General features: G+C 60.6%; 22 protein-coding genes. 12 read left to right on the top strand and 10 right to left on the bottom strand.

Annotated features, from left to right (window positions below; genetic code table 11):
* Positions 1–10: 10 nt before the first annotated feature.
* Both COCCU_RS03295 and rfbD read right to left on the bottom strand, forming a co-directional pair.
* Complete coding sequence (locus tag COCCU_RS03295) at positions 11–898, bottom strand: glycosyltransferase family 2 protein (RefSeq protein WP_156230205.1); 888 nt, start codon at positions 896–898, stop codon at positions 11–13.
* Between the two features lie 5 nt (positions 899–903).
* Positions 904–1,731: a dTDP-4-dehydrorhamnose reductase gene (gene rfbD, locus COCCU_RS03290; RefSeq protein ID WP_156230204.1), complete on the bottom strand. Its 828-nt coding sequence runs from the start codon at positions 1,729–1,731 to the stop codon at positions 904–906.
* 52 nt (positions 1,732–1,783) lie between these two features.
* On the opposite strand from rfbD, the gene COCCU_RS03285 reads away from it, so the two are divergent.
* Positions 1,784–3,352, top strand: a complete 1,569-nt coding sequence (locus COCCU_RS03285) for an LCP family protein (RefSeq protein ID WP_156230203.1) — start codon at positions 1,784–1,786, stop codon at positions 3,350–3,352.
* A gap of 11 nt (positions 3,353–3,363) precedes the next feature.
* Here the strand turns inward: COCCU_RS03285 and COCCU_RS03280 are convergent, their stop codons facing one another.
* Together COCCU_RS03280 and COCCU_RS03270 are read right to left on the bottom strand one after the other, a co-directional pair.
* On the bottom strand, positions 3,364–3,861 hold the full coding sequence (locus COCCU_RS03280) for a TspO/MBR family protein (protein ID WP_156232542.1): 498 nt from the start codon (positions 3,859–3,861) through the stop codon (positions 3,364–3,366).
* 620 nt (positions 3,862–4,481) lie between these two features.
* Positions 4,482–6,827, bottom strand: coding sequence for a LuxR C-terminal-related transcriptional regulator (locus COCCU_RS03270; RefSeq protein ID WP_231598844.1), 2,346 nt, complete (start codon positions 6,825–6,827; stop codon positions 4,482–4,484).
* A gap of 275 nt (positions 6,828–7,102) precedes the next feature.
* On the opposite strand from COCCU_RS03270, the gene COCCU_RS03265 reads away from it, so the two are divergent.
* Both COCCU_RS03265 and COCCU_RS03260 read left to right on the top strand, forming a co-directional pair.
* Positions 7,103–8,731, top strand: a complete 1,629-nt coding sequence (locus COCCU_RS03265) for a flavin-containing monooxygenase (RefSeq protein WP_156230202.1) — start codon at positions 7,103–7,105, stop codon at positions 8,729–8,731.
* Between the two features lie 74 nt (positions 8,732–8,805).
* Positions 8,806–9,744, top strand: a complete 939-nt coding sequence (locus tag COCCU_RS03260; RefSeq protein WP_156230201.1) for an alpha/beta hydrolase — start codon at positions 8,806–8,808, stop codon at positions 9,742–9,744.
* A gap of 331 nt (positions 9,745–10,075) precedes the next feature.
* Here COCCU_RS03260 and COCCU_RS03255 read toward each other — a convergent pair whose 3' ends face one another.
* Positions 10,076–10,969: a helix-turn-helix domain-containing protein gene (locus COCCU_RS03255; RefSeq protein ID WP_197088422.1), complete on the bottom strand. Its 894-nt coding sequence runs from the start codon at positions 10,967–10,969 to the stop codon at positions 10,076–10,078.
* A 317-nt stretch (positions 10,970–11,286) separates the two neighbouring features.
* On the opposite strand from COCCU_RS03255, the gene COCCU_RS03250 reads away from it, so the two are divergent.
* Complete coding sequence (locus tag COCCU_RS03250; protein WP_231598842.1) at positions 11,287–13,158, top strand: DUF2075 domain-containing protein; 1,872 nt, start codon at positions 11,287–11,289, stop codon at positions 13,156–13,158.
* 77 nt (positions 13,159–13,235) lie between these two features.
* Here the strand turns inward: COCCU_RS03250 and COCCU_RS03245 are convergent, their stop codons facing one another.
* The gene (locus COCCU_RS03245; RefSeq protein ID WP_156230199.1) at positions 13,236–13,727 is read right to left on the bottom strand and encodes a Gmad2 immunoglobulin-like domain-containing protein; all 492 of its coding nucleotides are present in this window, start codon (positions 13,725–13,727) and stop codon (positions 13,236–13,238) included.
* 139 nt (positions 13,728–13,866) lie between these two features.
* Between COCCU_RS03245 and COCCU_RS03240 the strand changes: the two genes are divergently transcribed.
* The gene (locus tag COCCU_RS03240) at positions 13,867–14,514 is read left to right on the top strand and encodes a TIGR03089 family protein (RefSeq protein WP_156230198.1); all 648 of its coding nucleotides are present in this window, start codon (positions 13,867–13,869) and stop codon (positions 14,512–14,514) included.
* Between the two features lie 6 nt (positions 14,515–14,520).
* On the opposite strand, the gene COCCU_RS03235 is transcribed toward COCCU_RS03240, so the two are convergent.
* The 3 genes from COCCU_RS03235 to COCCU_RS03225 form a co-directional block, all read right to left on the bottom strand.
* Positions 14,521–14,901: a rhodanese-like domain-containing protein gene (locus tag COCCU_RS03235; RefSeq protein WP_156230197.1), complete on the bottom strand. Its 381-nt coding sequence runs from the start codon at positions 14,899–14,901 to the stop codon at positions 14,521–14,523.
* A 151-nt stretch (positions 14,902–15,052) separates the two neighbouring features.
* Positions 15,053–16,042, bottom strand: a complete 990-nt coding sequence (locus COCCU_RS03230; protein WP_156230196.1) for a cation diffusion facilitator family transporter — start codon at positions 16,040–16,042, stop codon at positions 15,053–15,055.
* Complete coding sequence (locus COCCU_RS03225; protein WP_156230195.1) at positions 16,042–16,512, bottom strand: transporter substrate-binding domain-containing protein; 471 nt, start codon at positions 16,510–16,512, stop codon at positions 16,042–16,044. The genes COCCU_RS03230 and COCCU_RS03225 overlap by 1 nt, the downstream gene beginning before the upstream one ends.
* Positions 16,513–16,719: 207 nt before the next feature.
* Between COCCU_RS03225 and COCCU_RS03220 the strand changes: the two genes are divergently transcribed.
* From COCCU_RS03220 to COCCU_RS03210, 3 genes are all read left to right on the top strand, one after another.
* The gene (locus tag COCCU_RS03220) at positions 16,720–17,535 is read left to right on the top strand and encodes an alpha/beta fold hydrolase (protein ID WP_156230194.1); all 816 of its coding nucleotides are present in this window, start codon (positions 16,720–16,722) and stop codon (positions 17,533–17,535) included.
* A 224-nt stretch (positions 17,536–17,759) separates the two neighbouring features.
* The gene (locus COCCU_RS03215) at positions 17,760–18,257 is read left to right on the top strand and encodes a DUF4282 domain-containing protein (RefSeq protein ID WP_156230193.1); all 498 of its coding nucleotides are present in this window, start codon (positions 17,760–17,762) and stop codon (positions 18,255–18,257) included.
* A gap of 115 nt (positions 18,258–18,372) precedes the next feature.
* The gene (locus COCCU_RS03210) at positions 18,373–19,377 is read left to right on the top strand and encodes an ABC transporter ATP-binding protein (protein ID WP_156230192.1); all 1,005 of its coding nucleotides are present in this window, start codon (positions 18,373–18,375) and stop codon (positions 19,375–19,377) included.
* Here COCCU_RS03210 and COCCU_RS03205 read toward each other — a convergent pair.
* Positions 19,374–20,060, bottom strand: coding sequence for a superoxide dismutase family protein (locus tag COCCU_RS03205; RefSeq protein ID WP_156230191.1), 687 nt, complete (start codon positions 20,058–20,060; stop codon positions 19,374–19,376). The genes COCCU_RS03210 and COCCU_RS03205 overlap by 4 nt on opposite strands.
* A 244-nt stretch (positions 20,061–20,304) precedes the next feature.
* Here COCCU_RS03205 and COCCU_RS03200 point away from each other — a divergent pair, with 244 nt between their 5' ends.
* The 4 genes from COCCU_RS03200 (at position 20,305) to COCCU_RS03185 (ending at position 24,874) form a co-directional block, all read left to right on the top strand.
* Positions 20,305–21,165: a hypothetical protein gene (locus COCCU_RS03200; RefSeq protein WP_156230190.1), complete on the top strand. Its 861-nt coding sequence runs from the start codon at positions 20,305–20,307 to the stop codon at positions 21,163–21,165.
* A gap of 101 nt (positions 21,166–21,266) precedes the next feature.
* On the top strand, positions 21,267–22,541 hold the full coding sequence (locus COCCU_RS03195) for an ABC transporter substrate-binding protein (RefSeq protein ID WP_156230189.1): 1,275 nt from the start codon (positions 21,267–21,269) through the stop codon (positions 22,539–22,541).
* Between the two features lie 324 nt (positions 22,542–22,865).
* Positions 22,866–23,876 (top strand): AraC-like ligand-binding domain-containing protein, encoded by a 1,011-nt coding sequence (locus COCCU_RS03190; RefSeq protein WP_156230188.1) that lies wholly within the window; start codon positions 22,866–22,868, stop codon positions 23,874–23,876.
* A gap of 86 nt (positions 23,877–23,962) precedes the next feature.
* Positions 23,963–24,874, top strand: a complete 912-nt coding sequence (locus tag COCCU_RS03185; RefSeq protein ID WP_156230187.1) for an alpha/beta hydrolase — start codon at positions 23,963–23,965, stop codon at positions 24,872–24,874.
* The last annotated feature ends 6 nt before the right edge of the window (positions 24,875–24,880 follow it).

Below are 24,880 nucleotides of genomic sequence, written 5' to 3'. Positions count from 1 at the left end.
CTCCACTTTCTTATCGACGTCGAAGGCGTGCATTGGCAACAGCTATCAGAGAGCGTAGTTTGAGGCCCACCCACAGCGCCCCTCGAATCGGCGCGAACACCGGGCCGGCCAGACGATCAGCCTGGAACCGATAGGCGCTGTCATGGTGGGCGGGCAACATGGTTTCGGGGTGCTCCCCCGCCGAATGCCCCTTGGCATGGGTGATCTCGGCGGAGGGGACGAAGATATTGGAATATCCGGCGCGTCCGAAACGGTCCCCCAGATCCACATCCTCCATGTACATGAAATAGCGCTCATCGAAGCCCCCGACCTTGTCGAAGGCCTCCCAGCGAACCAGTAGGCAGGACCCGGAGAGCCAGCCCGCGGCACGCTCCGTGCTCATGTCGGAGTCCGCCCGGTAGGAGGCGGACCAGGGGTTCTTCGGCCAGATGCCGCCAAATAACGCATGGCCGATGCCATTGCGCAGGGTGGGCACCGCGCGTGCTGAAGGGTAGGCGCTGCCGTCCGCCTCCCGGATGAAGGGCCCCAGGGAGGCGGCACCGGGGTGACGGGCCGCGGCGTCGATAAGCGCGTCGATGGAGGCGGGGTCGAAGACGACATCCGGGTTGGAGATCACGAAGAACTCATCGTTGATCTCACCCGCTTCACGACGCCCCCGCAGGGCCCGCGCCGCGGCATTGATGGCGCTGCCGTAGCCGAGGTTGCCGCCGGTGTGCAACAGCTCGACCCCCTGCCCCACCGCGGCCTCCGGGGATCCGTCGGTGGAGCCGTTGTCGGCCATGATAACGGTGGTGGGCAGCCCCGTGGCTTCGGGAACCGAATCCAGGAAGGCCTTGAGATAAGGCCCCGGGGAATAGGTCACGGTGATGACCGCGAGGGATGCCGGGTTAGTACTCACAAGGATCAGAGTTTAGCTGCCAACGCCCGCCGCAGGGCACTGCGCCACTCCGGGAGGGCATAGTCCGAGGCCAGAACGGACCATTCCGGGCGTGGCGCACGTGCCGGATACTCCGCACTCGTCACCGGCGTGATGCGCCGGGGATCTGCACCGATCTCCGCGAAGATGGCCTGGGCCAGCTCGAACCAGGTGGTCTGCCCCTCCCCCACCGCATGCTGTACTACACCGGGCTGCTGCTGCGCGGCCTCCCAGACCGCCCGTGCCAGATCGATGGCGTAGGTCGGGCAACCATGCTGGTCAGCCACCACGGTGACCGTCTCATGGGTTTTCTCCAGACGCAGCATGGTGGAGACGAAATCCCGGTGCTCGGGCAAGGTGTTGGCCGAATAAACCCAGGCGGTGCGCAGGATGGTCGAGTTTTCCCCCGCGAGCTGCTCTCCGCGCAGTTTGCTGCGCCCGTAGACCGTGTCCGGGTTGGTGGGATCGGCGGGGGTGAGGGGACGATGCGGTACCCCGGGGCCAAACACATAGTCAGTGGAGAGCTGCACCAGGTGGGCACCCTCCTCCCGGCAACGCTCGGCCAGGTGTCCGGGGGCCTCCCCGTTGAGCAACAGTGCCGCAGCTTCATCATCTTCGGCCGCATCCACCGCGGTATATGCGGCGGTGTTGATCAGCACATCAATGCCCTTGAGACTCGCGGTGTGGGCAACCGCCTCCGGATCAGTGATGTCCAGGTCTGCCCGCCCCAGCCAGATCGCCTCCACCTCAGGGGGTGTTGTCAGTCTCATTGCGGAGCCCAGCTGACCACCGGCTCCCGTGATTGCCACCCTCATGGAATACACTCCATCCCTAGACATCTATATCGGAACCCCGGAGAATACCCCTGTGAACGAGAAGTACCGCCCCGTGCGCGATATCCAGCCCTCGCCGGAATGGGGCACGAAGGTCCGCCAGGCAGGCCCCGCCGCCCTGCGCGGCACCATCGCGTTCCTCTCCGTGCTGGTGCTGATGGTCTCCGCCATCGGCTACTTCACCGTGGGTCGACTCGGCAGTGAAATCTCCTCCGCCGGCAACCTCTCCCTCGGCGGTGGTGCCGGCGACGCACCGGATGGTGCCGTGGACATCCTGCTGGTGGGCTCAGATTCACGTACCGACGCTCAGGGCAACCCCCTGAGCGAAGAAGAATCCGCCATGCTCTACGCCGGCGATGAGGAGGAGGCCGAGAACACCGACACCCTCATGCTGATCCGTGTGCCCAATGACGGCAGCTCCGCCACGGCGGTCTCCATCCCACGCGACACCTACATCAGCACCCCGGAGCAGGGGAACCTGAAGATCAACGGTGTCTATGGGGTGCACAAATTCGCCGCCAAGCAGGAAATGATCGCCGAGGCGGAGGCCGCGGGCGACACCGTCGATGAGAAGAAATTCGATGAGAAGGCCAAGGACGTGGGGCGTAGCGCCCTGATCTCCGCGGTTGCCACCCTCACCGGCATCGAGGTCGACCACTACGCGGAGGTCGGACTACTCGGCTTCGTGCTGCTTACCGACGCCGTGGGCGGCGTGGACGTCTGTCTCAATGAGGCCACCCAGGACATCTACTCCGGCGCTGACTTCCCCGCCGGGGTGCAGACCCTTGAAGGTGCCCAGGCACTCTCCTTCGTCCGCCAACGCCATGGTCTCCCCCGCGGCGACCTGGACCGCATCGTGCGTCAGCAGGCCTACATGGCCTCCCTGGTGAACAATGTGCTCAACGCCGGCACCCTGACCAACCCGGCCAAGCTGGCCAGCATGGGTGCCGCGGTGGAACGCTCCGTGGTGCTCGACGAAGGCTGGGACGTGCTCTCCTTCGCCACACAGCTGTCCAACCTGGCAGGCGGCAACGTCACCTTCACCACCATCCCGGTGACCTCCATCGACGGCATCGGCGACTACGGAGAATCCGTGGTCACCGTCGACCAGAACCAGGTCCATGACTTCATCGATGAACTCCTCGTACCCCCGGCTCCGGCAGAGGAAAAGGAAGCACCTGCAGAAGAAGAGGAATCAGTCCCCGACGTGGCCATCCTGGTGCTCAACGCCGGTTCCACCAGCGGCCTGGCCGGTGGGGTGGGTTCCCACCTGAAGCAGAACGGCTGGAACGTCACCGAGGTGAGCAACGCCCAACCCGGCATTTACTGGGAATCCCAGGTCGTGACCGCCGACCCCACTGACCCGGCCGCTATTGAACTGGCAGAAGCCCTGGGTGGACTGCCCATCACCATCAACGAGGGCCTGGAACCTGGCACCGTCGTGGTGGTCACCCACGATGAATACGCCGGCCCCATGGACCAGGAAGCCGTGCAGGAGGAGACCCCCACCACTGTTGGCCAGCCCGGAGCCGACTTCGGTGAAGACACCGAAGTGGCCCCCGAGATCGACGCCGGTGGCAGCGGCCCGCGCTGCGTGAACTAACTCAGTGTGAACTAGCGGTTCATCCAGGCGATAGAGGTGCTCAGCGCCGTGGCGAAAGAAGTCCAGGCGGCGTAGGGAGACAGTGCGAGTCCACGTGCCGGTGAGGACTGCCAGGCGCGGCGGGTCAGATCAATGGAACTACCCGCCAGCACTGCGGCACCCACCGCCGCCAACCAGGGCTGCCTGGAGCGGAAGAAAAGACCCGTCCAACCGGCATTGAGCACCAGGTTGGCGGACAGAGCCAGCTGATAAGGCGAAGAGGAGTTCTCCTTCTTCGCCTCTTCTGCGGAAATCACTGAGGCTGAAACCACCGCGATATCGGTGTAGAGCGCCGTCCAGGCGATGGGGAAAGCAGCCTTCGGGGGCTGCCAGGAGGGCTTGGCCAGACTCTTGTACCAACGGTTCTCCGGATCCGTGAGGATCGTGCCGATGGTGGCTGCGGTGGTGACTGCAGCACCGGTCTTGAGCAGTGCGCCTCGGAAACCCGGGGCGGTGTTGTTGTGTTCCATGATTCCCTTTCCGTTGTAAGGCCCAGTGTAGGGATTTTGGTGGGGGTGGGAATGCATGGACGGGACAGGGTTCAGCGGAAATTTCCCCGAGGAACTGAGAGTGTTCTCGGGGGCCGCATTCACGACAGGGGCATCGGTGAGATAGGTGGTGGAGACAATGTGATTGATCGCGCCCCCGGTGGTTTCGACCACGGCTCGTAGATTCTGAACCGGAGGCGACCATCCCTGGGATATGGAGGGTACCGCCAGCTCGCAGTCCATAGGAATAGACAGTGAGCTTCGCTGGTCCGGCGGGTAGCTGGGATGGCATCCCAGCAGAGATAGGGATGGTCAGAGGACAACTCATTGCGGGAGTTCTTTCTGGGTAAGTGAGGGAAAGACTGTGGCGATCCAACACAAAAAGATCCAAAGAGAAACCCTGCGGGGTTTAACCCGAAGGGACGGACGACGTTTTACCCTGGAAACCTGACTTATCTCGCGGAGCTGGAGCTTGTTTATCTAGAAACAGCTGTAACCCAGGGCCAGAAGCTGTGCCCCTCTGGTCAGGACGATCAACAGCATTCAGGGTGTTATCCCGAACAGGTCCGGTGCCACCTCGCAGTAATAACTCTGGAGGGTCGTCACATGGCGATGGCCTGAGGAGCCTGTCGCAGACTCTCTACCCAGGTGACCAGTTGCACGCGGGAGGTGAAGTTGAGTTTGGTGAAAATTCGCTCAACGTGTCCATCCACCGTGCGATGCGAAAGCACCAACTTGCCCGCAATCTGCCGGTTGGTCAAACCCTGAGAAACAAGCTCGGCGATCTCCATCTCTCGCTTGGTCAGCGGGTTATTCTCCACACCACGGTCGAGATTTTGTGTAACCCGTGGCTTTTTACCCAGAGCGACCGCAATGGCCTCAGCTTTGCTCAACCGCTGTTTTCCTACTGTTTTTGGCGAGTTCTTTGCACCGAGAGCCTTCTGGAATTTGGCTGCTGAGCCAGCTGCCGCCTTCGCGATATGGGGGCCGAAAGCAGAGATCTCCGTGCCCAGACCCTGCCAGACAGACTCTGCAGCCTCAGCAAGTTCTTTGCCACGTTCAAAGTCCGATGTGGAGACTGCCACCCAGGACAGCAGCTCAATACTCATCGCGGTACAGATAGCGTCCTGGAAGTCCTGCTGAATACGCAACGCGCGGAAAGCGGCCTCACGGGCCGCCGGGAAATCACCGAGCTGCCAGTGACACAGTCCAACGATCCACCACAGATAGGCGCAGTTCCACCGTTCACCATCCCGTTCGGAGATTTTCAGGGCAGAGACGCTGATCCTGAGGCCTTCCTCTGACTGACCATTGAATGACCGCGCCATGCCCAGCTGAAATATGGCAGTGAGTTGATCAGCGGGTCGATCGTGTTTCCCATGGTCGGCGACCACCTCTGTGAAAAGACCAATCGCCCCCTCCAGATCTCCGGTGAACAGAAGGTGCAGCGCCTGCCAATGCTGAGCAAACACCGCCATCTCCGAATCTTCCAACGACTGTCCCGCAGCAAGCGAAACCTCGAGATGTTTCGCGGCATCCTCATGATCCCCCTGGATTAATGCCACCCACCCGGCCACCCAGGAGGCGTTGCCTCGGGCAGGCAACGATAGTTCAGATTGGCGCAGAATACGTTCCAACCAAGCACGACCATCACTTAAAAAGCCGCCCGCAATCCAGTGATAGCGCAACGCCACCGCAAGTCGGGCCGCAGTATCATATTCGCATTCACTACCAAGTGACCATTCAAGCGCAGCAATCAGATTGGGCCGCTCAGCTCGAGTGATGTTAAGGCTTTCTGCCTGGAGGGGACCCCACCAAGCTGCAACACGTTCTTCAGCCCGATTCAGGTAATGGTCGCGGTGACGTCGGCGTAGTTCATGTTCTTCGCCGTCATCGGTGAGCAATAGAGTGCCATACTCCCGAACGGTCATCAGCTGGCGGTAGCGGACCTGATTTGCCGCCCGGTCGGTCTGCAGAATGGACTTCGAGACAAGCTGATCAAGTAAGTCTAAAACCTCTCCTCGCCCCAGCTCACCGAAACCACAGACATACTCAGCGGCATCAAGATCAAAGACATCAGGGAAGATCGCCAGGCGGCGCCAGAGTAGTTGTTCAGGTTTAGAGCACAGCCCATAGCTCCAGTCGATCAACGCCTGAAGTGTCTGCTGGCGCGGCAACACCGCCCGATCCCCACGGTTAAGCAATTGAAAGCGCTGATCCAGGCGATCTAATAATTGATCGGGCGAGAGAGTCCGTAGCCGGGCGACCGCCAACTCAATGGCTAGCGGGATGCCGTCTAATCGGATACATAACTGTGCAATGACCTCCTGGTTATCGGGGGTCACGGAAAAGTCCGGCACCAGCTGCCGGGCACGGTCCACCAGAAGGGATACCGCCTCAAAATGCTCAATCCCTCCAGCTTCCAGTTCGTCCCATGGCGGGGTGGTCAGTGGCGGCACCACGCACACATGCTCAGCAGCAATGTGCAGTGGTTCCCGACTGGTAGCCAGGATCCGTATCTTTGGCGCCGCAGTCAATAACGCATCCGCCACCTCCGCCGCGTCCTGAAGCACATGCTCACAGTTATCCAACACCAGCAGGATCTCTTTATCGCGTAGATAATCCATCACACGATCTAGGGCAACACGGTTGGTCTGGTCTGGCACGCTAAGGGTAGTTGCCACAGCTGAAGCCACCCGGTCACCAGTACTGAGACTGTCAAGCTCAATTAGCCAAACTCCGTCTTTGAAGGCTTTCTTCACACGGTCAGCTAGTTCCAAGGCTATGCGGGTCTTTCCCACCCCACCGGGCCCAGTCAGGGTCACCAATCGGGACGCGACCAGTTTCGCCTTGGCCTCGCTCAATTCACGGCGTCGGCCAACGAAACTGGTCAGCGCCGCGCGGCCCAGCGCAGACCCCCGGTTGAGCGAGCCAATGCTTCTAGACACAGCGCGTTTTCCTTTCTGAATACGATCTGGAACGGGACGGACAGTCAGCGGATGTAACCAGCTTTTCCTACCTGCTTTTAGGAACCGGACGGGGTAACGCAGAGGTTATGAACATCACTTTCTCCTCGGTACCCGGGTAGTTCACGAAAGTTCCAGATTATGAGCCGCAAATCGGGAACAGGTAGAACATGGGGCAATTCTACCCATGACTTAGGTCACAAGAAATCTTATCTTGTTAAGGCAGGCACAAACCACCGAGCTCAAAGGAGCACGATATGTCACAACCGCAGACCTATGATGCGATTATCATCGGGGCCGGATTTGCCGGCATCTACGCAGTGCACAAGCTTCGTGATGAAATGGGGCTCAACGTCCGGGCTTTCGAGGCTGGATCGAATGTCGGCGGCACCTGGTTCTGGAACCGCTATCCCGGGGCCCGCTGCGACATCGAGAGCGTGCATTACTCCTATTCTTTTGATGAGGATCTTCAACAGGAGTGGCAATGGTCAGAAAAGTTCGCTGGCCAACCGGAGATCCTGAAGTATCTCAATCATGTGGCCGACCGCTTCGATATTCGCCGCAGCGTGGAGTTCAACACCCGGGTCACCTCGGTGGTCTGGGATGATGAGTCGTCGCTGTGGCAAGTGGGCACCGATGACGGCCGCACCGCCATCGCCCGCTTCATCATCTCTGGAGCCGGTAACCTCTCGGTTCCGAAAAAACCTGAGTTCTCCGGTGTGGATGACTTCGCCGGCGAAGTCTATCTGACCGGCAACTGGCCACATGAGCCTGTGGATTTCAAGGGCAAGCGTGTCGGCGTGATCGGTACTGGCGCCTCCGGTATCCAGGTGATCACCGAAATCGCCAAGGATGCGGCGCAGCTCACCGTCTTCCAGCGCACACCGAACTTCGCCACCCCGATCGGCAATCACCCCACCGACCTGGTTGAGGAGGCCGAGCAGAAGGAGCGCTACCCGGAGATCCGGGATGCCTCACGCAATCACTTCCTGGGCGTCCCCTACAACCAGGTACAACCCTCTGCCCTGGCAGTCAGCGAACAAGAGCGGCGCAAGGTTTTCGATGAGCGCTGGAACGCTGGCGGCTTCCGGTTGTTCATTGACAGCTTCCAGGACATCCTCGTGGATAAGAAAGCCAATGATACCGCCGCGGAGTACATCCGTAACCGCATCAAGGAGCGGGTGAAGGATCCGGTCACCGCCGAAAAGCTCGCCCCAAAGGATCACCCTTACGCCACCAAGCGTCCCCCACTGGAGACCAACTACTACGAAGTCTACAACCAAGACAATGTAGAACTCGTGGACGTCAAGGCTCACCCGATCGAGCGCATCACCCCTACCGGAGCCCGCACCAGTGAAGGCGAGTACGAGTTCGACGTCCTGGTCTTAGCCACCGGGTTCGATGCCATGACCGGCCCGCTGCTGTCCATGAACATTCGTGGCAAGGGCGGACAGCGCCTAGAAGACAAGTGGTCCGATGGCCCCCACACCTACCTGGGCACCACGATCAGCGGTTTCCCAAACTTGTTCCTAATCACTGGACCACAAAGCCCCTCAGTGCTCTACAACATGCCGCTAGCTATCGAAGATCACGTGGACTTCGCAGCTGACGCTATTGCTCATCTGCATACTCATGATCTCCACGTCATCGAGGCCACGGAAGACGCAGAAGACAACTGGGTACAACATTCTAACGAGGTTGCCGAAGCAACTCTTCTGCCGGGCGCGAACTCCTGGTACATGGGCACCAACATTCCCGGCAAACCGCGAAAGTGCCTGGTCTACCTGGGTGGAGCTCCAACCTATCGGAAAATTTGCCAGGAGATCGTAGACGAGGGTTACAGAGGTTTCGACCTCAGCGCGGCCCGGAAATTTTCCGTCCTCTGACCTTGTACGTATCGACGCCCAGTAAATCCGTCACCGATCCCCACCGGTATCAGCAGAAAAGGAAGAGAAGAACCATGGCATTAGACAGTGCAGTACAGGACCTTCTTGATGGGTTGCAGCAGCAGGGTTTGAAGTCCTTCGAGCAGTTGAGCACTGAGGAGAGCCGCGCGGTCGTTGATTCCTTCAAGGGGCTTCAGTTGCCCACCCGTGAAGTGGCTGAGGTCATCGATGAGACCTTCGACGGCCCCGCAGGGAAGCAGCAGGTTCGCATCTACATTCCCGAGGCATCCCATCCCCTGCCGGTGGTCTTTTACATACATGGTGGTGGCTTCATAGCCGGCAGCATAGATGTTGCGGAGGAACCGAACCGTGCGTTGGCCAATGATGCCGGGGTCATCGTGGTAGCGACAAGTTATCGGCTCGCTCCCGAGTCGAAGTTCCCTGCAGCCACCGACGATACTTTTGCAGCCCTGAAATGGACCGCTGAAAACATTTCCCGCTTCGGTGGTGACCCCACCAGGTTGGCCGTCATGGGCGACAGTGCCGGCGGCAATCTTGCTGCGGTTGCCGCGTTGCGGTCTCGCGATGAAAACGGCCCTCAGATCAGTGCACAAGTACTGGTGTATCCAGCGATCGACGCCAATGCGGAGACCGCTTCTAAGCGTGAATTCCAGGAGGGTTATGTCATCACGAGTGCGGGCATGGATCACTTCTGGGAGAGCTACCTTTCCTCCCCGGAAGATGCTGATCATCCACACGCCACCCCCTCCAATGCCTCATCCTTGACGGGCTTACCACCCGCGTTGGTGCTGACCAATGAATACGAGGTTCTCCGGGATGAAGGCGAAGACTACGCTGCACAGCTCTCAGCTGCCGGGGTGGATACCACCCATCAACGCTTCGATGGACTCGTTCACGGTGTTTACTGGATGTCTGGTGCGGTCCCACGAAGTCATGAGCTTCACGACGCCGTCGTGGCTTTCCTCCGAGACAAGTTGAAGGTGCAGGAATGAGGATCGCAGTCCTTGGTAATCCTTCCCCCTATTACTTCAAACGTAGTAGAGTGTCGTGACTAATGTTCCGGGCACAAATGACGGAGTTTAATGCGGGCATCCTCGGTAGTGAACTGCCAGCTCACGGGTCGTTGCTCGGTGTTGACGACCTCTTGCCAGGCCTGAAGTTCCCGGTTCAGCGTGTCGATATCGGGTATCCGCCGCGAGAGACACTGACGTGACAATGCCGAGAGTTCAATCTCTTCCGATGTTGAGCCAGGAGCCATGTTTCGGGGTGTAGTGGATCTCCAGTCGGGCGGCCAACTCCCTGGCCTTGACGGCAGGAAAGGCCTCATAGAGCGAGCCCACTGTATGGGTGTTGAGGGTTATCCATGACCAGCACAACCTTGTCCGCATCCAGGTAGTCCACGGTCAGCAGTGTCTCGATCTCATGTGCCCAGTCCACCCGGGTACGTCGCGGCCGGGCATGGACCCGACGCCGGCCAGCCAGGGGCTCGGCCCACACGAAGATGGAACACACTTCCTTGCGGGAGTACTCGTAATCTTCTTTGCGGACACGCCCGGGTGTCGCGTCAATGCAGTCCCGGGTGTAGTCGAGTAGCTGGTAGGGCTTTTCATCCATGCACACCACCGGGATGTCGGGGTCATACGGGCGTGCGTAGACCTCGAGGGCGTCCCTTCCATCCGGGCGACGAACTAGCCGTTGGCTTTCGGTGGGATCGCCCAGTACTGCTTCAGGTGAGGTTGCAGTGTCGTTTTTTAACACCCGACCGATGGTGGAATGATCCAACGCCGGGAGCCCGTCGGTGAGCAGGACATGTTTTTCCAGCAGTCGCAGACTCCACCGGGCATGTCCTTCCGGTGGGTTGCTGCAGGCCAGGGCGATCAGGCGGGCTTCGACCTCGCCGGTGACCGTCGGGGCAACCGGTGGGGTCAGGCGCTTTTTCCGGGTGACGGTGTCTTCCACATCACCACCACGCTCGGCGTAGGCCTTGGAAACCTTGAGCACGGTGTCGGTGCACACCCCAGCCAGTTCCGCGACCTGGGCCTGAGTGGGTACCGGTTCACCACGGCGTCGCCGTTCGGGGTGGTGTTCGTCCAATTCCAGGAGGATCCGGGCTCGGCGTACCTGCTGGGCCGGGAAGGATCTGGTGCGGACTCTGGTGGTCAACCACTCTCGGTCGGTGTCGTTGAGTGTGACCGGTCGGGATTTTGCTCGTGTCATCACTACCCTCGCTTGTGGCGGGTGTTGGGGAAAGAGCCCACCAGGATTATCATCCCTCAACCAAGACTGTTAGTCACGACACCCTACTAGGCGGATAAAGGGCAGAAATTCTTAGCGGCAGACAGTTCAGCACGCACACTCAGCCCCTTTTTGACCCCTAAATTCTGCCATGATCAGGTCAGAAAGCTCACCTCTGATAACGTTTTCCATGAAAGGCGACCCCGACAGGCTTCTCACTGCACTTTCAGTAAAGACACGCCTCCATGTCGCACGGTTAACCGTGCCCTGGAGAAGACTCAAAAGTGACTCTGCTGAGAATGTCAGCTCGTGAGCTGGCTCAGATAAGTGAATCCTCTGATTCACTCGTTGAACGACTACTCGCTCAAATGCTGTATACGATGCATACCAGGCCGAGTGAGCCTGAGAAACGCTCATGGAAAGCCAGCCTTCCGGTGCTGGCCGCCGACCTCATGGAAGCCGGACTCGGCAATGTCGAAGTTCTCATCGAATATGCACTCCCCCTGACCTCTAAGCGGGTAGACGCAATCCTCGCTGGCACCCACCCAGAAACTGGCGCACCCTCCTACATCATCATTGAGTTGAAGCAATGGTCAGAGGCCCGCCTATACGAGGATGATCCGGAGCTCGTCTCGGTTCCAGGTGTTGCAGGTCCCCGTACCCATCCTGTTCGACAGGTTTCCGGATATCGTAGGTATCTCGCTAATTATCTTCGTGTCCTTGAGGGAAAAGAAGAGTGGATCCGAGCTGCAGCGTATCTTCATAACGCAACCAGTCCCCATGCAATTGAGGAGTTGGAGAGCCTTGCTTTTGAAGAGAACTGTCGCCTGTTCAGCGCTGCCTCACGTGGCAGATTCCACGATTTCCTGCGCGAGAATTTGAGTGGAGAAACCTCCGGGGTCCAGTCCGCTGATACTCTGCTTGGCTCTGCAGTTGCACCATCCACCCAGTTGCTCAAAGTTGCAGCGGATGAGATCAAACATCAGGAACAGTTTGTGCTGCTGGGGGAACAGCAGCTGGCCGTGGACATGGTGCTGCATGAGGTGAAGCGTGCCCAGCAGAGTAACCATAAGCGGGTCTTGGTGATTTCTGGAGGGCCCGGCAGTGGAAAATCAGTCATCGCCTTGTCTTTACTCGGTGAACTGGCACGGCAGAATAAGACAGTCCTTCACGCAACTGGTTCTCGTTCCTTCACTACCACCCTTCGCAAGGTCGCAGGATTCCGGAATAGGGATGTTCAGTCCCTCTTTAAATATTTCAACCAGTTCACTGATGCAGAGCCAAATAGTCTGGACGTTCTCATTGCTGATGAAGCTCATCGCATCCGGGAGACTTCCAACAACCGGTATACCCCGAAAGCTAAACGGAGCACTGAGCCCCAGGTCAATGAATTGATCAATGCCGCCCGGGTTCCGGTGTTTCTCCTCGACGAGAATCAAGTGGTTCGTCATGGGGAGATGGGATCAATCGAAGAAATCACACAACACGCGGAGAGTCTGGGACTGGAGGTGCACCATATCTCACTCGGGGAGCAGTTCCGCTGCGGTGGTAGCGCTCCATTCGTGGACTGGGTCCAGCAGATCCTTGGACTGACAGATGAGCCTCCTGCGGAAGCCAGCTTGCCTGCTTCAGACCCATTTCACGTCGAAGTGGTGGACAGCCCATGGGAACTTGAGAGGCTTTTATCTAAAAAATTCGCCGAAGGTTATTCCGCACGAATGAGCGCCGGATATTGTTGGCCCTGGTCAGATGCAGAGAAGGGGGCAGACGAACTTTACCCAGACATCCAGATCGGAGACTGGGCCCGCCCATGGAATTCCAAGGAGGAACGGCGGGTAGGTGAGGCTCCGCCCTCTGCACTATGGGCTACTCAGGCTGGTGGATTTGGCCAGGTGGGTTGTGTTTACACAGCTCAGGGTTTCGAATACGACTGGTCTGGTGTAATTCTGGGCCCTGATATCCTCTGGCGCGATGGCCGATTCGTGACCGATAGAAGTGCCAATAAAGATCCCGGCTTCCGTTTCCGCAAACAGGTTCCGGATGAGTTATTTGATGAACTTGTCCGCCATATATATAAGGTGCTGCTGACTCGTGGAATGATTGGCACCTATATCTATTCCTCGGATGCGGAAACTAGGGATGCCCTGCGTCAGCTGCTCAACACCAAGTAAAATTTGGAGGACTTGGAACTGCAGCTAAGGCTTCGAGCCAGGAACTAAGATATCCGCTTCGCCGGCGGCAGAGCAGGTTAATTATCCCGCGGCACCCTGATCACATCTCCTGCGTGGATCACGTTGGGGTTGGTGATCGAGGGGTTGGCGGTGACCAGGCGGTGATAGAGGTTGCCGTTGCCGTAGTGCTGCTGTGCGATGGCCCAGAGGGTTTCTCCGCTGCGGACCACATGTTCCAGGTAGGTGGTGTAGCCGGGCACGATTCTGGTTCCCAGGATCACCGGCACCACCACCCGGTCCAGGGGTGAGCCGTCCCGGGCGGAGGTGTGGTAGATCTCCACATAGGCCACCACGAATTTCATGGCGGAACCGGTGATGTCCGCTGTGATCTGGAACTGGCCGTGGCCACCAGCACCATCTCCTGCCATGAAGTGGCCGGTGACTTCATCGTGGCCTTCGGTGATGCGGTAGTTGTAGCTGGCTTCGAAGGCTCCGCCGGCTACTCCGGCGATCTGGATGTTGTCGCTGACAATGTCATAGGGCTGCGGTTGTTGGACGTGGATGCTCATGACTGATCCTTAATGGAAAGTTTTGAGGAGCAAACAACAGGTTCTTTCATCATTCCACCCTCCCGAAATGGAAACAAGGCCTCCTGCAGTGGGGTCACCTCACGGCGCTTCCGGACCACATTTGCCTAGAGTGGGGTTCATGGAATTGCTCTCACACCTGCTCAACGCTGATCCGGCCGCCCCGCGCCTGACCGTCTACAACGAAAATACCGGGGCCCGCCTGGATTTCTCCGCCCAGACCCTGGACAACTGGGCTGCGAAGGTGGGCAACATGCTGCTGGAGGAGCTGGATCTGGACGAGGATTCGACCATCACCATTGATCTGCCGATCAGCTGGCAGGCGGCGGTGATCGTGCTGGGGGCGCTGGCCGCGGGCGTCGATACGCGTTTCGGCGAGGAGCTTGGCGACGCCGTGTTCACCGCCCCGGAGCGTGCCGAGGCACACGAGGAGGGCGACATCGTCCTGGTCACCGATGACCCCTTCGGCCGGGGTGTGGTCGAATCAGGCGGTGAGCTGCCCCGCGGGATGATCGATTTCGGCCCCTCGGTGCGTTTCTACGGCGACCAGTTCTTCCCACCCACCACTCCCCTCTCCGAGCAGTTCGACTCCGATATCGAATCCGGCGCGCGGGTCTTGAGCACCGGTTGGTCGGATAAGGAGAGTTTCCGTCGTCTGGTGCTGGAGCCTTTGGCGGTGGGTGGTTCTGCGGTGGTGGTGGCCGGCATGGCGACTGCGGAGCGTCTGGATCAGATCGCTGCGGCGGAGAAGGTCACCCACCGGCTCTAGTCAGGACTAACCGTTTTCCACCGGCTGGCCCTGTTCCATCCACCCTTTGAAGCCACCGTCCAGGTGTGCGACGTTGGTGTATCCCATCTCCTGGAGAGTTACCGCACCAAGTGCAGAGCGGCCACCGCTGGCGCAGTGCAGGATCACCCGTTGCTCGGGGTTGAGCGATTCATCGTGGTAGGGGCTGGTGGGGTCTGCTCGGAATTCGAGCATTCCGCGGGGGATGTGTACAGCTCCGGGGATACGACCGTTTTCGCGGATCTCCGGTTCATCTCTCAGGTCGACGAGCATCGCCCCGTCTTCCTGTTCTGCCGCCACCTGTGCCGGATCCAGGTTCTGGATCTTCCCTTTGGCTTCTGTCACCATGTCTTTTGAGGTCTTGTGCATGGCACTTCCCTTTTCGGGTTCCACCGGTCGCTGAGTCGCGGACCAGCTGTAGGGGCAAGCCTATAGGTGGCATGTGGAAAAAAGAATGGACGGGAATTACGCCGAGACGGCAGTTCGGCCACAGTATTGCCGCAGTTGATGTTCCTCGTTGTTAGTCCGCCGGCACCTGCCGGGGGTTGAGTTCCCGGACGGGAACCACCACCACGTCCTGGAATTTCCAGTCCAGATCGATGATCTGTTGTTGCAGCTCCGCCAGCTCCCCCAGACTCGGGATGTGCCCCTGGACGGGCACCACAAACATTTCGGTGTGGAAGACGTGCCCCTGGTCGCGGACCCGGGCCCGGGCCTGTTCGACCCAGCTGAACTTTCCTGCCAGGTCCTCCACTTCCTCGCCGAGGGGGTGGGGGCCGGAGTTGTCGTAGCGGGTGGCGCGGGCGTCGGAAAGCCCTTCGATGGCCGCCCGGATATTGCTGACACCGTCCCGGAGGATGGATGCGGAGATCACCAGGGCGGCCACGGAGTCCGCCCACCAGAAACCGAGGCCGATGCCGAGCACGCCGACGATGGTGGCCAGTGCGGTTCCCCAGTCGGCTCTGGCCATGTCCGCGTCGGCGTAGAGGACCTTGTCATGCAGGGGTTCTGCCAGTTTCAGTTTGATGCGGCCGATGATCACCATGGGGATGGAGGTGAGCACCATGACGGCGATCATGAGCCAGCCGGACCAGATGTCCTGGCCGAAGAGAACGAGCAGGCCAACCGGGGGTTTCTCCTGTTTGAGCAGGGCAGAGAGGGATTCATAGACCAGGTAGGCACCCATGACGAAGAGGGCGAGTCCGGCCACGAGGTGGGCCACGGCGATCGCGCGGTGTGGGCCATAGGGGTGTCTGCGGTTGGGTGGGTTCTTGATGATGCGGGTGGCGATCAGGAAGGCGATGGGCGGGACCAGGGAGATCATGTCCTCGAACCAGGCGCTGCGCATCGCCTGGGATTGTCCGGCCACCAGGCCGACCGAGACGACGGTGACCAGGATCCAGGCGATGGTGATCCATTCCAGGCGGACCGCCTTGTGCAGGATTTCCCGCTGTTTCTCCGGCAGGCTTTCGATGCCGGAGCCTACGCCCGGTTCAGTACTGGGGGACATCAGATCTCACCGTGTTCCTGTGCCAGGTGGCGTTCGAGGGCCACCAACAATGCGTTTTCACCCAGGCGCACGCCCATCACCATGTCCTCCTCGCCGACCTTGGCGTAGGGGCGGGTCAAGGCCATGTGGGTCATCCAGGGTGAGGAGGCGGCCAGCCCGCCGATGATGATGTCGAGCTCATCTTCCTTGATCTGCCCGGCGAGTACCGACTCCGGGGCAGTGTGCCATTCGATCTCGGAATTGATGCTTTCAGCGAAACCCTCAATCAGGTCCACCTCCGAGCCGGAGTACTCCCCGTCTTCGGAGACATCCGTCCAGGGGTGATGCTCGGAGACCCCGACCACGAGGGTCCCGTCCCGGGCGCGTTCGAGGGTGCCGATGGAGTCGGCGGGAATTGAGATGCAGGCAGAGAGCGCAGCGCTGCAGCATGCGCTCAGAGCTGCGAGGGTGATCAGTGATTTTCTTGGCATAGCAGCCTCCTGGCGGGGATGCAGATCTGGGAAAACCGGTGGATCAGAAGGTGGAGAATACCCTCAGTCTAGATCAAGAAAGATCCGATGTAACTCATACTGCCAGGGACGCGGGATCATTGCCGCAGAAACCGTAGACCATTACCCTGCCGCCCCCTACACTGGAAAAAAGGCACCCCCTTCGGACATCCGGGAGGATCCGGCACCATGACATTCACCCCGAAGATCGAGCACACCACCAGCCCAGACGGCACCCAGATCGCATACCAGGTGCAGGGAGTGGGCCCCGCGCTGGTGGTGGTCACCGGCAGTGTGGGAAATATGGAGCAGTGGCAGGACTGCGCCCGGGAGCTGGCCAAATATTTCACCGTCTACCTCTATGACCGTCGGGGCCGGGGAAATAGTGGCGATCACCCCGAGTACTCCATCGCCACCGAGGTCGAGGACCTGCAGGCCATCCTCAAGGTGGCCTGCCCCGGGGCGCGGGTTCTGGCCCACTCCTACGGGGCTCTCTGTGCACTGCAGCATGCTCTCACGCATGGGATTCAGGCGGAGCTCTTCCTCTTCGAGCCGCCCCTGAACCTGGACCGACTGGTGGCTGGTGAGTATCTGGTGGACTACCGGGCGGCCATTGAGGCCGGGGATCATGACCGGGCGATGCGGATCGCCATGATCGGGATGGTTGACCTTCCGGCGGAGGCGGTGGAGCAGATCGCGCAGAGTCCCCTCTGGCCGCAGCTGGTGTCGCTGGCCCCGACCTGGACCAGGGAGTTCGAGCAGATTGATGCGCTTGGTTTTGATCACCGCCGCTACCGCACTCTGCCGGGTGAGAAGATGCACTTCCTGGTGGGCACCAAGACCACTCCCATGCTGCAGCGCTCCACAAAACTGCTCACTGAATTACTTCCCGAAGCGGAACTCAGTGAGATGCGGGGCCTGAATCATTTCAGCCATGTCACCTCCCCCGTAGAAGTGGCCTCCTATGTGGCCCAGGCGGCAGGCCGGCTGGAGGACGCGGCTTAAAAGCAGCTTCCCTAACCCCGGCTCAGCGCAGAAGGCGGAGCCGGGGAACGCCAGTGGGGTGTCCCGGCAAGGAGAAGAGCAACCCACCTGAACCTCACCTCCCTCCACCTCACCTTGGGCCCATTCACCCCCTCATGTTCTACCCCCTATACCTTTAACCCTTCATGAATATGTTTCCTGATTAAACTATCTCTGTCCTGATTGCTTAATTAGAAAGCGTTAATATGACTGCTCCCAATTCTGGGTCGGAAAATCCTTTCGAGAACAACCCCGTAGATCCCTCCGGGGACACCAGCTACGGTCCCTCTGCCCAGTTTCCCTATGAGAGCTCGGCCTACCAGCAGTACCAGTACCAGCAGTACCCGGATCCCCAGCAGCAGAACTACGCGGCCCCGGCGAAGGCGGCCAAGGGATTCCTCGGTGCGCTCTTTGATGTCAATTTCGACAACTTCATCTCCCTGAAATTTGCCAAGTTCATCTACATCCTGGCCATCGCCATAGCTGGCATCGCACTTTTCCTGGGCTGGGTCCTGCCTGTCCTGGGCTTCCTCGTCGATGGTTCTGCTGGAGCGGGCATCGGATGGCTGCTGTTCGGATGGATCCCGATCACCGTGGTGGCTCTTTTCCACCTGGTGGGAATCCGGCTCTTCCTTGAGTTCGTCATCTCCAGCATCAAAACCGCGGAGAACACCACCCGGCTGGTTGAGACCCAGGGCCGTTAAAAGTGCGCGGGGCGGCCAGCCCGCGGCATCAATAAGCTCCGCCCCACCGCAGGGCAGCGGTTTTCCCGGGGAATTTGTGCCCCGACGCTCCCCGCCAACTGCTAGTTTCTAAAGCATGGCTACGGTTTCTTTTGAAAATGTCACCATCCGCTACCCCGGTGCGGAACGCCCCACCGTCCACGAACTCAACCTCGACATCGCCGACGGGGAGTTCCTGGTGCTCGTCGGCCCCTCCGGCTGCGGAAAGTCCACCACTCTGCGTGCACTTGCCGGCCTGGAGGAGGTGGAGTCCGGGCAGATCCTGATCGACGGTCAGGACGTCACCGGGCAGGAACCGGCGGACCGTGACATCGCCATGGTCTTCCAGAACTATGCCCTCTATCCGCATATGTCGGTGGCCAAGAACATGGGTTTTGCCCTGAAACTGGCCAAGCTGCCGCAGGCCGAGATTGATGCGAAGGTCAATGAGGCCGCTGAGATCCTCGGCCTGAGTGAATTCCTGGACCGCAAGCCGAAGGATCTTTCGGGCGGTCAGCGACAGCGGGTGGCCATGGGCCGGGCCCTGGTGCGCAACCCCAAGGTCTTCCTCATGGATGAGCCCCTGTCCAACCTGGATGCCAAGCTGAGGGTGCAGACCCGCTCCGAGGTTGCTGCCCTGCAGCGTCGCCTCGGCACCACCACCGTCTACGTCACCCATGACCAGGTGGAGGCCATGACCATGGGGGATCGCGTCGCGGTACTCAAGGACGGTCTGCTGCAGCAGGTCGCCCCACCCCGGGAGCTTTATGACTCCCCCGTCAATGAATTCGTCGCCGGGTTCATCGGCTCGCCCGCCATGAGCCTCTTCCCCGCCGATGGGGTCACCCTGGGGGTCCGCCCCGAGCACATGATGGTGCTCGAGGGGGAGGCACCTGCCGGGCAGCGCGAACTCCGGGGCACCGTGGACATCGTGGAGGAACTGGGTTCGGAAAGCTTCGTCTACGCCAACTGGGAGGGCAACCGGGTGGTCGCCCGCCTGCGTGGCGGGGCAGTGCCCTCCCCCGGTGATTCGATCCGCTTCGCCTTCGATCCGGGGGTGGCGCACCGCTTTGACCCGGAGAGCGGGGAGCGTCTCAACTAACTGGTGGCGATGACCCCGCAGGCCAGGCGGCTGCCCGCATCCCCGGTGCTCCGGGAATCATCATCGGCACCCTCCGCGGCATAGCGTTCCGGGATATTGGCGTAGTTGTCCGGATCAGAGTGGATCATCAGGGCTGCACCATCCTCATCCGAGAGGTCCGCCAGGGTCAGGCGGTCCGTCTCGAAGGACATGACGGCCTCCCCGGATTCCTTCACCAGCAGCTGAGGCAGGTCACCGGGATGATCGGGGTGCTCGGCATCCCCGGCACCGATATGACTGCCGGCAGAGAGGAAGTCACCGGTGTTCTCCGGGTCATCCGGGGCGGCACTATCTGTCTCACACTCCCCGATCTGGTGGATGTGCAGCCCATAGAAGCCAGGCTCCAGGCCGCTCAGTTCCAGATCGATCTGGACCGCACCATCCTCCTCGTTGAAGTTGACGGATCCCAGGTTTGCATCTTCGGCATTGATGACGCTGGCACTGAGCTCAGCATCCCCATCCATCGCACCAGGCGTGGTGTCCGGTTCGGTGGCGGTGTTGAGGGTGACGGTGTCCTGCTCCGTTTGATCGGCGTTCTGATCTTCGGTGGCGCAGGCACTGAGGGTGATCAGGCTGGCGGCACTGAGTGCGGCGATAGCGGCGCGGGTCATGAGACTGGTGGTGGATCGGGGCTTGATGTGCATGGTGGTTCCTCTCCTAGGCGGCCCTGAGCCGGTGCAACAGGGGGGCCCACCAGGGAGAAGCAGCGGGGGGAAAGTTGCCGAACCTGCTCAGTTCTCGTGTGTGGCCCACGCTACATGCTCCTGCCACCTTCGTGTAGCCCCCTGAAATAACGGTGGTTTTCGAACAGATTTCCATATTTCCTGGCCAGCATGTCCCGCCCCTGCGCTGAACTGTGGGGATACCCCATCCCAGAGGAGAGTGCCCATGCCCACTGCTTTCGACAAAGCCCAGCCCATCATCGAGGCCTACCGTGATGACGCCGATCATGGGCGTTTCGAATGCTGGCTGGCCCACGTCCTGGCCACCCGCCCCGACATGACTGTCCTCGACTGCCTCCGGGCGGCGGAGTCCGGTGCCCGGCACTGGGGTCTGGATGCGGTGAGCAATCCAGAGGACCGGGAGGGCCTGGTGCTGCAGCTCTACCTCACCCGGGAGGAATGGCGGCACCGCGGTTTCCTCCCCAAGGACACCTTCTCCCGTCAGGGCCACCTCCATGAGGATCAGGTGGAGCACCTCTCGGCCGGGGCGGATGACCCGGAGTGGGATCCCCGCCATGATTTCAACCCCCTGCCCGCCGCCCCTTTCCGTTTCCACTCCCTGGACCGGAATTTCGCCCCGGAGGTCACCGCCCGCCTGAATCCCCATCAGCTCATGCTGTTGGCCGATATTCCCCAGCTCTGCTCCGGTATGCGGTTGATCGAGCCGCCCCTGATGCTTCCCTTCCCCGTCAATGAGGAGGAGCGGGATTATCTGCTGGAGGAGTCGGTGATCTCCCTCTACTCCGACCTGCCCCGCACCGAACTTTTCGGGATGATCCTGCAGGGCCTGGCCGAGATCCTCGCCGGAGCACCGGAACCCAAGCTCACCCGCCGCGAACTGGAGCTGGTCGCCTACCTGGTGGGCAGGCGCGTCGATCAGCGCGGGGGCGGATTTCTACCGCGTTGGCTGGCCCGCCGCCTCAATCCGGTCTCGCGCCGCGAATGGCCCCTGGAGCTACGCTGGGGGCTGGTGCTGGAGCTTATCGACGCCCTCGAAAGGCTGCTGCGTGGCCTCCCCCGCCCTTAAAAAATTTCACCCTAGCGCGGGGGTGATTTAAGGCATTCCGCCCCGTTGGGAGTGCTCCAGATCATAAGTTGAAGTCAACTGTTGCTAAGAAAGGTGACTTCATGTTCACATCTTCCCGCAAGGCTGGCGTATCCCTCGCCGTAACCACCCTCTTCGCCGCCGTCGCACTCGCCGGCTGCACCTCCTCCGAAACCGAGAGCGCCGACGCCCCGGCCGTGGACAACGCCGACGGCCGCGGCCCCATCACCTTCGCGATGGGCAAGAATGACACCGACAAGATCATCCCGATCATCGACAAGTGGAATGAAGAGCACCCCGACGAGGAGGTCACCCTCAACGAACTCGCCGGTGAGGCCGACGCCCAGCGCGAAACCCTGGTCCAGTCCCTCCAGGCCGGCAACGCCGACTACGACGTCATGGCCCTCGACGTCATCTGGACCGCCGACTTCGCCGCCAACCAGTGGCTCGCCCCGCTCGAGGACGACCTCGAGATCGACACCTCCGGCCTGCTGGAATCCACCGTGGAATCCGCCACCTATAACGACACCCTCTACGCCCTGCCGCAGAACACCAACGGCCAGGTGCTCTACCGCAACACCGAGATCATCCCCGAGGCCCCCGACAACTGGGCGGCACTCGCCGAATCCTGTGGCCAGGCCGAGGAAGCCAACGTCGACTGCCTCACCCTGCAGCTCAAGCAGTACGAGGGCCTGACCGTGAACACCATCGGCTTCATGGAGGGCTGGGGCGGCTCCGTCCTGGACGATGACGGCAACGTGGTCGTCGACTCCGATGAATCCAAGGCCGGCCTGCAGGCACTGGTCGACGGTTATGAGGACGGCACCATCGCCGCCGCCTCCACCGCCGCCACCGAGGAGGAGACCAACCTGGCCTTCACCGAGGGTGACACCGCCTACGCCATCAACTGGCCCTACATGTTCACCAACGCCGAGGCTGAGGGCTCCGCCGTCGCCGGCAACTTCGAGGTTCAGCCGCTGGTCGGCCAGGACGGGGTCGGCGTGTCCACCCTGGGTGGCTACAACAACGGCATCAACATCAACTCAGAGAACAAGGCCACCGCCCGGGACTTCATCGAGTTCATCATCAACGAGGAGAACCAGACCTGGTTCGCCGACAACTCCTTCCCGCCGGTACTCGCCACCATCTACGACGATGAGGAACTGGTGGAGAAGTACCCCTACCTCCCGGCCCTGAAGGAATCCCTGGAGAACGCCTCACCGCGACCCGTCTCCCCCTTCTACACCGCCATCTCCAAGGCCATCCAGGATAACGCCTACGCCGCCATCAACGGTGACGTGGATGTTGACCAGGCCACCGCAGACATGAAGGCAGCCATCGAGAACGCCTCCAACTAAGTTTTCCTGCCTTGAATGAGGGCGGGCCCAAGGGGTTGAGAGCCCCCTGGGACCGCCTTTTATTGTTTTCGGGGTGGGGTTGCCGGGGAGATAAGAGATTGCGCATCCAGCCCCAAATTCACCCGTTTTCACCGCTCCTGGGGCATGGATGCGCCTTCTGCATTTCTCATAACTCACGAACCATCCCTGACAGCAGGAATGCCACCTACCCATATTCCGCGGTATCCCAAACCCGTGACATTCAGCTTTAATCTGGGTAACTTTATGGAATCAATGTGACCAGCGCCATTGGCGGTGGCGGGTGTCCCGTGAAAGAGAGTGTCGATGTCTGAGCTCCACAGAACCAAATATGAGGAATCCTTCTCCATCAGCAAAGAGGGCCTGGAAAAATGGAAAGCCTGTGTGGCCAAGGTATTTCCACCTCTGCGCATCGCCCCGACGGAACGGGCCCCCTTCGCCGGTTCCCTCCGTGCCGCAGGTGCCGTGGGACTGCACATGTCCCGGATCTCCTCTTCCCCGCATATCGTCGAACGCCGCCAGAGCCTGATCTCCGGTTCCGATGGGCACTATCTCAAACTCTCCCTCCATCTCCAGGGCCAGAGCATGCTGGTTCAGGACGGCCGGGAACTCCTGCTCCAACCCGGTGACGTGACCCTCTACGACACCTCCCGCCCCTACACACTGGTGCAATCAGAGGACTACACCATGCTGGTGGCCATGTTTCCTCGGGAGGCCGTGCGTGCCCTCGCCCCGGACGCACCAGAACTGGCCGGCCTGAAATTAGAGGCAGATTCCGGACTGACCTCCATCGTCTCCGACTACCTGCACACCCTCGATAAAAACCTGCTCTCCCTGAATGGCCCGGCAGGACAACGCCTCGCCCGAGCTGGACTGGACCTCATCGGTTCACTGCTCGCCACCGAACTCGACCAGGCACCCGCCGCTGAACCACATGCCCTGACCCTCCGGAAGATCCAGAACCACATCGAGCAGAATCTCGCCGATCCCGAACTCTCCCCGACCTCCATCGCGGCCGCACACTACATATCGGTCCGACACCTGCATGACCTCTTCCGACAGGATGGCCGCACCGTCGCCGCCTGGGTTCGCTCCCAGCGCCTGGAACGCTGCCGACAGGACCTCCGAGACCCGCTATTGATGGATCGTAACGTCGCCGGCATCGCAGCCCGATGGGGATTCCTGGATGCCGGACACTTCTCCCGGCTCTTCCGCACCACCTTCGGTGAAACCCCCTCGAACTACCGCAAGAGCGCCTCGCATACTCCTGAGTTTTCCGTGCACGCCTATCACATTCACCCTGCACGCAATCCCTAAGAATGTGAGACATGACACCCCACACTGAAAGGTATCGGGGGCCGGAACAGAACATCGGCCCCGAACCAATCAGAGAGGTGTAGATCATGACCGCATCCGAGCTGCAGCAGATTCAGGAACTCCAGCGCGCCGGGGGCCCCGATTTCAAGGATGACGCCCTGGTGGTCCGCCGGAAATTCGAGGAAGTATTGGCCTCCCTCCCGGTAGATCCCGCCCTCACCTTCGAAACCCGCACCTTCAATGGGATTGAGGGGATCTGGGCGGAGGGTCCCGCAGCGGACTCCCCGGTAATCCTCTACCTGCACGGTGGCGCATATGTGGTGGGCACCGCCCACGGCTACAGTTCCCTTTCCGGTGGCCTGGCCCAGGCCTCCGATGCCGCCCTCTTCTCCCCGGAATACCGCCTCGCCCCGGAACACCGCTTCCCGGCGGCGATCGATGATGCCCTCGACGCCTACCGTGGCCTCCTGGATTCCGGCTATCCCGCTGAACGCATCCTGGTTGCCGGTGATTCCGCCGGTGGTGGCCTGGCAGCCGCGTTACTGGTGGCCATCCGGGGCAATGATCTGCCCCAGCCCGCCGCCGCCTGGCTGCTCTCCCCCTGGGCAGACCTGACACTGTCCGGTGAGACGGTGGAGAGCAACGCAGAGAAGGATCTGCTCCTGGATAAGGAGGGGCTGCTCAAGACCGCCGCCTACTACCTCGGTGGGCAGGATCCCACCCATCCGTTGGCTTCCCCGGTCTTCGCCGATCTCTCCGGCCTGGCTCCCCTGATGATCACCGTCGGCTCCTCAGAAATTCTCCTGGATGATGCCTTCCGCCTGGCGAAGCGGGCGGCGGCCGCAGAAACCAGCGTCCGACTGGAGGTGGGGCCGCAGCTCTTCCACGACTTCCCCCTCTTTGGCTTCATGCTCAGCGAGGGGCGTGAGGCACTCTCAGCTGCCGGTGACTTCTTCAGGTCCCAGCTGATTAGCGCCGAGCAATCCCTCAACGTCTGACTACTC

Source organism: Corynebacterium occultum, from assembly GCF_009734425.1.
Classification (GTDB): domain Bacteria; phylum Actinomycetota; class Actinomycetes; order Mycobacteriales; family Mycobacteriaceae; genus Corynebacterium; species Corynebacterium occultum.
This window is presented reverse-complemented; position numbering and strand designations above follow the sequence as displayed.